Source organism: Blautia sp. MSK.20.85, assembly GCF_013317245.1.
Classification (GTDB): domain Bacteria; phylum Bacillota; class Clostridia; order Lachnospirales; family Lachnospiraceae; genus Blautia_A.
The window spans coordinates 1-1,568 of sequence record NZ_JAAIUN010000075.1; the positions used below are offsets into that span (position 1 = coordinate 1).

Below are 1,568 nucleotides of genomic sequence, written 5' to 3' on the forward strand. Positions count from 1 at the left end.
AAAGAGCAGGAAAAACATTCCGGAAGTAGTCAGCAGTGCAACCGTCCAGACAGAGATGAGCAGACCATTCCGGGCAGGATTGTATGCCAGAATTTCAATGGAAACAGAAGAAACACTAGAAAGAGGAACGATAGAAACCCAGGTGGAATTGATGAAAAACTTTGTAGCAGATACGGAAGATATTTCGGTTGCGAAAGTTTATAAGGACTCAGACTATTCAGGTACAAATTTTGACCGTCCTGGATTCGTACAGATGATGGAAGATATCAAGCATGGAAAAATCAATTGTGTTATTGTAAAAGATTTGTCCAGACTTGGCAGAAATTATGTCGAAACCAGCAATTATATTGAACGAGTATTCCCGTTTTTCCATGTAAGATTCCTGGCTGTGACAGATGATTTCGATTCTTTCAGAGAAGGTGTGGATCTTACAGTTCCACTGAAGAATATCATCAATGAATTCTATTCGAAAGACCTTGCCAAGAAGAGTAGCAGCGCAAAAAAAGCACTTTGGAAAGAGGGAAAATTTACAAGTGCCTGGGAACCGTATGGTTACAGAAAGTCAGAAGAAGACCATCATCAGCTGATTGTTGATGATGAAGCTGCAGAACATCTGAAAAGTATATTTTCTATGTATATGGATGGCAGGAATTATAGTGATATTGCAAGACAGCTCAATAAAGATGGAGTTTTATCGCCGACTTTACAGAGAAAATTCTATAAAACCGGTGAAAAGCCGCTTCCGGAGTCTAAACCCTGGAATAATTATGAAGTGAAGCGAGTACTTCAGGATGTTCATTGCACAGGTGATTCTGTATTTGGAAAATATCAGCAAAGTGTTTTCCAGGAAAATAAACAGAGAAATCGACCAGAGAGTGAATGGGTGCATGTGGAGAACACGCATGAAGGGATTATAGATAGAGAGTTGTTTCAACAGGTACAATCTAAAATTCAGGAATATACGGAAGCTTATAAGAAGAAACATCAGCAGAACAATGGGGCTATTCGAAATCATAATTTCTATACAGGAAAAATATGGTGCGGAGGCTGTGGCAACCGCATGACGTTGTCCAGAGAAAGAAATGGCACATTCTTTTATATCTGCGGAGCCAATACTAACCATAAATCCGGAGGAAAGCAATGCAAAGGGCACAGAGTCAGAAAAGAATATGTGGATGACGATGTTCTTCGCCTGATCCAAACGCATATGAAAACCGTATTGGATACAGAAAAAATGATTCAGGAAATGAATGCAGCTTCCAAAAATCAGACACAGTACCTGCTTTTGGATAAAGAGGTGGGGAAACTCCGACGGGAACTAAGCCGAATCAGTAAGCGTAAGTCGGATTTATATGAAGATTACTCGGAACGTTTGATTACAGAAGAAGAGTACATACAGTTTTCTCGGATCTATTCCAATGAAATTGAGAATATCAAGAGCCGTCTGGACACAGTATTGGCGGCAAAGGTTCGGTATTCCCAGGATTACCACATTGAAGAAGGCTGGGGAAATGTGATACATACTTATATGTCAAAGCGTAAGCTGACAAAAGAAATGGCAGATGCCT

General features: G+C 40.1%; 1 protein-coding gene. It reads left to right on the forward strand.

The features are described from left to right. The coding region (locus G5B12_RS16920; protein ID WP_174088940.1) for a recombinase family protein at positions 1-1,568 on the forward strand (1,568 nt) is incomplete at both ends.